This window comes from Schlesneria sp., from assembly GCF_036405755.1.
Lineage (GTDB): Bacteria > Planctomycetota > Planctomycetia > Planctomycetales > Planctomycetaceae > Schlesneria > Schlesneria sphaerica.
The window spans coordinates 1-5,473 of record NZ_DASWWZ010000536.1 but is presented as its reverse complement, the minus strand read 5'-3'; the positions used below and the strand labels follow the sequence as shown (position 1 = coordinate 5,473).

At 56.2% G+C, this 5,473-nt stretch carries 4 protein-coding genes; all 4 read right to left on the bottom strand.

Features of this window, described 5'->3' with window-relative positions:
• A partial coding sequence (locus VGE80_RS18140) for a HEAT repeat domain-containing protein (protein ID WP_440593643.1) occupies window positions 1-1,219 on the bottom strand: 1,219 nt, incomplete at its 3' end.
• Between the two features lie 398 nt (window positions 1,220-1,617).
• Window positions 1,618-3,552: a molecular chaperone HtpG gene (gene htpG / locus VGE80_RS18135; RefSeq protein ID WP_373652828.1), complete on the bottom strand. Its 1,935-nt coding sequence runs from the start codon at window positions 3,550-3,552 to the stop codon at window positions 1,618-1,620.
• Window positions 3,553-3,800: 248 nt separating this feature from the next.
• Complete coding sequence (locus VGE80_RS18130) at window positions 3,801-4,808, bottom strand: hypothetical protein (RefSeq protein WP_440593642.1); 1,008 nt, start codon at window positions 4,806-4,808, stop codon at window positions 3,801-3,803.
• A gap of 69 nt (window positions 4,809-4,877) precedes the next feature.
• Window positions 4,878-5,473 (bottom strand): hypothetical protein (locus VGE80_RS18125; protein WP_440593641.1); only part of this gene is annotated, 596 nt, incomplete at its 5' end.

The window sequence follows — 5,473 nt, the reverse complement described above, 5'->3', positions numbered from 1 at the left end:
CATACTCCTCGTGACGAATCAGGACTTCAGCGACTCGCAGGCGGGTCTGTCCGTCAGTGCTTTTCAAGTTCTCTGACAGCGACTTCAGCACCTGGGTCGATTCGCCTCCCATTTCATCCAGAACACCGCTCGCGAACGATCTCAGGTTCGCATCGCGGGAGACCACACTGTCAGTGACCACCTTGATTGATTCAGGCGAGCTGATATTCAGCTTCGCCATCGTCTGAGCGGCCGTGGTCCTCACGATGCCGTCATCGTGCTTGAGCAATGACTGGAGAGCAGGGGCCGCTGCAATCCCATCCGCCCCCAGCTTTCCGATCTTGCTGAGACAGACTTTGAGCGACTGCGGATCGGAAGGATCCACTTCATTCAGTGCTTCAGCCAAGGGACCACTGGCATCGGGACACAACTTCGCCAATCCGCGGGTCGCGATTGTCTGGATCGCAGCCTTCTTCAAATCGCCCAGGGAAGGAAGTTGTGACAGTCCGTCCTCGCCGGCATCCTCACTTTCTGCCTGGAGAGCAGGAGGTTGTGCCAACGGAAGATCCAGTTCTTTCTCCAGCACGTCTACAACGGTTGAAGCTTTCGCTGAGGTGACGGCTGACAGACTTGATTCCCCTTCGTCGCTGGCCCAGTCAGCAACGTCATTTTCCAGGGATTCGACTTTTTTCCCCAGCTCCTTTTTGACCTGCATGACCGACTTCTGTCCCATTTCGATCACGTCGTCAAACGGATCGAACTCGTCAGAGGCCTGTTTCCCGGACTCGCTCTTTGCCACTGGAGTGGGTTTGTCGAGATCAGACAGGAAGGCATCCATTTCTTCCGTCTTGGCGGACGCGGCAACAGACTTCGCCGTCGCGGCCGCTTTGCTCGCCAGCGAATCTTTGCTCGCTTTGGCGACGGCCGTTTCAGGCGAGGATTTCGACGACTTGGACGAATTCACCTGATCTGCTGCGGCAAGTTTCGATTCTGCGGCTGCGGACTTTGATTTCCGCTTGGCTTTGCCGAGCAGTGTTCGGGGCTCGTCCGACTTCAGTTCCGCCGGACCCTTCGCCCCCTTCGAACCTTTCTTCCCCTTGCCAGCTTCCGCCAGCGCCTCTTCCGCCCCCTTTTTGGATTCGCGTCTGGCGAGCCAACTGCCCGACTGAGCGCATCCGCAGACTTCCCCCGCGACGGAGGCCAACAGCAAAAACCCGAGAGGGCGATACCACTTGTTCATGTCATAACCTTACTGAACCGCGAGTGGGGCAGCATGACGCTGACAGACAGCGCAAGCAGAACCAGCCATGCATCCAAATTGAACACGTCCAATTCAGGTATCGGTTACAACAACGATAAGAGTTAAACCGTTCGTAGCGGGAACACCGAAATCCGCTTGACAAGTTTTCCCGATTCTGCACACAGTGCCAACCGGGTGACAGCAACTTCACAGACAGAGACACAATCCACTACAAAATAAACACTTACGGAACTTCAGCCGTCTCGCCAGTCAATGCCACATGAACACGCTCTCGGTCGGGAACCTCCTTAACTTGAGCCGGATCACACGAGAAAACCCCGCATGACCATGAATGGAACATGCGGGGCCGCAAACTTGCTCACAGCTTTCCGATACGATCACAAGACGATCGAAGACTTGCTTCGGGCCAGTTCTTCCATGAAACGGAGCGAGCGGGTCGTCGTTTCTTCCACGTCGGGAATCAGTCCGTCCAGGATGAGGGCATTTGCGTAAAGCTGACGGCCGCAATCCCGAATGAATTCGTCGTTCTCGGAATTGCTGCTCAGGTCGCACAGCCGTGTCACGAGCGCTGCATGCGGATTCACTTCCATGATCCGTTTGGGAGCTTCGTATTCTTTCATCGTATGGCTGAGCACCTTCTGCAGCTGGTTGCTCATGGTTCCCTGAGGATTGATCAGGCAACAGGGGCTTTCCGTCAGACGAGACGACTCCCGAATGTCCTGCACCTTGCTTTCCAGCGCTCCTCGGAACAACTCAATGACGCGTGTGATGTTCTTCGGCTTTTCAGCCGCTTCCGTCTCGGGTGGATCGGTCGATTCGGGGAACGATACATCCGCCGAATCGATGGAGATAAGATCTTTACCCTCATAGCGACGCAGTTGCGTCAGAGCGAATTCATCGATCGGATCATCCAGGAACAGGACTTCCAGGTTTCGTTTGCGGAATGCTTCCAGCAGCGGATGACGAGACAACGCGTCCAGATCAGGACCACTCAGGTAGTAAATCTGGGTCTGGCCTTCCACGGCCCGCTGGAGGTAACTATCCAGCGAGACAGTCGGAGGTACGGGTTGATCGGTCGTTCCGCCGGGTACCACGAGGGTTGGATTGGCGGTATGCGTCGAATGGAACCGCATCAACTTTGCGATCCGTTCGCGATTCTCGAAGTCTTGCCCGATCCCGGTCCGCAGAATCGGCCCGAACTGCTGATAGAACGTCTTGAAGGTCTCGGGCTGTTCTTCGGCGATACTGGCGAGGTGGTCGAGAACCTTCTTGATCAAGACCCGCTTCAGCTTGGGCAGTAGCTTGTGATCCTGCAGTGTCTCACGCGAGACGTTCAGTGGCAGGTCGGCCGAATCAACGACCCCGTACAGGAAGCGAAGATAGTCCGGCAGCAAGTCGCGGCAGTCATCCTGAACCAGAATTCGTTTCGCACACAGATTGATTCCGTGCTCAATCTGGCCAAATCCCATCAGCTCAAAATTCGTGGGGGGACAGTACAGGATCGAATGAAACTGAATGGGGGAATCGCTCGACAGATGCAGGTGCCAGAGTGGTTTTTCTTCTGCGTGATGGGTCAGCCACTGGTAAAAACCAGCATGCTGTTCTTCAGTGACCTGATTCTTCGGCTCGACCCAGATCGGCTTCTGTTCGTTGAGCGTTTCTCCATCGAGCTTGATGGGATGCGGCACGAACGTTGAGTACTTGCGGACAATAAACTTCAACCGCATCGGGTCAGTGAATTCATCCATGTCGTCCTTAAGGTGCAGCCGAATCTGAGCACCCCGAGGGACTTCTTCTTCCGCAGGCGTAATCGTGAAGCGCCCCGAACCATCGGATTCCCACCGCCAGCCTGTTTCTTCGCGATAGCTGCGCGTGACGACTTCGACGCGATCCGCCAGCATGAACGCGGCATAGAATCCCACGCCGAACTGTCCGATCAGTGACAGGTCAGCCGAGGGAGACGATTCTGCTCCGTCGGCTTTCGCCGCCAGTGTCCGCAAGAACTCTTTCGATCCGCTGTGCGCAATCGTTCCCAGGTTCTGAACCAGTTCATCATGGGTCAGGCCGATTCCGTTATCGCGGATGACCAGCAGCTTCGAATCTTTGTTGGGTTCGAGCGTAATTTCCAGTGGTTGGTCGTCACGATACTGCTCTTCGCTGAGCTGGATATGCCGCAGCTTGTTCAAAGAATCAGATGCGTTGGAAATCAGCTCGCGCAGAGCAATTTCCCGGTTCTGGTAGAGAGAATGCGAAAGGATATGGAGAAGTTGCTTGATCTCGGTTTGAAACGTGAATTCTTGCGGTTGAGACACTCGGGAACTCCCATACAATCAACATTGTTCAGATATCGTCGGCAGTCGAACGACCAGTTAACAGCCCGAAAGCAACTCGCGCGCCAGCCACTTCCCGGCTGAAAATAGCCTGTTTTCAAGGGTTTTCACCCACAGCGTCGATCACCAACTGCCAAATTGGCACCAGCGACTCGCTCGCAGCGAACAAGCGGTTTGCCTACCGTGAAAGACGAATTCGCGGCAACGAGGTAGAGTGGGCGTGGCCCCGATTACTTCTTCTGCTGCTCGCCCTGCATCGACAGCGCTTCATAAAACTGCTTCACCAGGTGTTCGTACTTCGGCAGCATTCTCTCGCCGTAGGTGTTCAGCAATTCTTCACGGACATGAACGGGTAGATGCCCCCAGACGTCCATCTCCAGCTTTCGCCGGCGTGCCGCTTCTTCAGCCGCCTTTCGGTCTGCTTGAGATTGGGGTGACGAGTCGACTCCGTTCTCACTCGACTCGCCCCCCTGCTGTTCGTCAGTGGAACCGGCCGCCTGACCTTGTGAGGCGGTACTCGACCCTGCAGAGCCGCGTGACCGCAGTCGCTGCTTTGAAGACCCTCCGCGACCGCCGCTGCGATTCTGTCCCGAGGAACCGCCTCCTCCCTGACTGGCACTTCCACCACCACCACCTCCTCCTCCCCCCCCGCCTCCACCACCCTTATTCGGCGGGGGATTCTCGAGTTGGTTGATGATGTCTTCCAGGTCCTGAATCACCTGCTTTTGAATCTTCTGCGTCTCTTCCGCAGTGGTCCCCTCGTCCAGCTTCGTGCCTGCGGCGCGCATTCCTTTCACAGCGCGGTCCATCTTGTCGACCTCTTCGGTGGTCGACTTCAAGGCGTTGACAGGAGAATCATCGACCTCCTTCATCAACTCCTCACCCAGCTTCTCAAGCAGCGATTTCTCCCTGACCTGTGGCTTGGCCTCTGGCTTGGCTTCTGGAACAGCTTCGGAAGCGGCTGGTTCTTTTGCCTTCTCTGCAGCCGCAGGGGAGGGCTCATCCGCAGTGACGACCGACGCACCGGCGATGAACGACACGACCAGGTAGCAACAGGTATTCAAACTGATCCAGTTCCAATATCCCGTTCGCCCCAACGAGACAGGATTCCATCTCAATATGGCCCCTTTTTCGGAGCTGGCAGCCGCCGGGCTGGAATCCCCCCGGACTGATCGATCGGGACGAGCCTGCCAGCAGGTCAGTCCAGCGGCTCTCTGCACTCTTTGGTATTCGCCCATGTTCTGTCGCATCCTTTGTCGGACTTCACCGACTTCGGCTCACTCACCCGCCTGCTTCGAACAGCCGCGTCAGGGGTCGATTTTTGTTGCGTCTTCATCCTTGCGCCGTTCTTCCGCTTCAGCCTCTGCGGACTCTCCAGCCGCTGGATCGGGCCGCTGCTGCAAGAACTTGGCAATCAGGTTTCGTGCGAAATCAGCCAGCTCAGCCTGCTCGCGTGCTAATTCATTTTTCTCTTCTTCCATTGCTGCGGGCAGGACCCCATTCTCGTCCCGGAACTGATCGAGCATTTGCGTCCGTTCGAGATATTCCTCCTGCAGCGTCTTCAGCAGTTTCAATTGCGCCAATTCTGGCAGCATATCACCGGGAGGTTGGGCCTGCTCGGGCTTTTCTTCTTCCTCTTTCCGTTCTTCAGAAAGCGTCTCCTGAGCTTCCTTTTCCCCTTGAGCCGGCTCCTGTTTCTTCTGCTCCTGCTTCAACACCGCCAGCAGACTGTCGATCTTGCGAATGGCTTCCCGTTCCAGCGTCTGCGTTTTTTCGTCGGTGTGACGTTCAGCCAGTGCATCAGCAGCGAACTTCAATGTCCGGCCGAGTCGCTTGAGCACCAACGAAAAGACTTCGGCCGACGCCATGTTCTGCGAGAGTTCATCCGCCACAAGCTGCAGTG

Excerpts from the sequence above, each read along its gene's own strand:
- VGE80_RS18130 (WP_440593642.1), bottom strand. The coding sequence starts at position 4,808 with ATGGGCGAATACCAAAGAGTGCAGAGAGCCGCTGGACTGACCTGCTGG.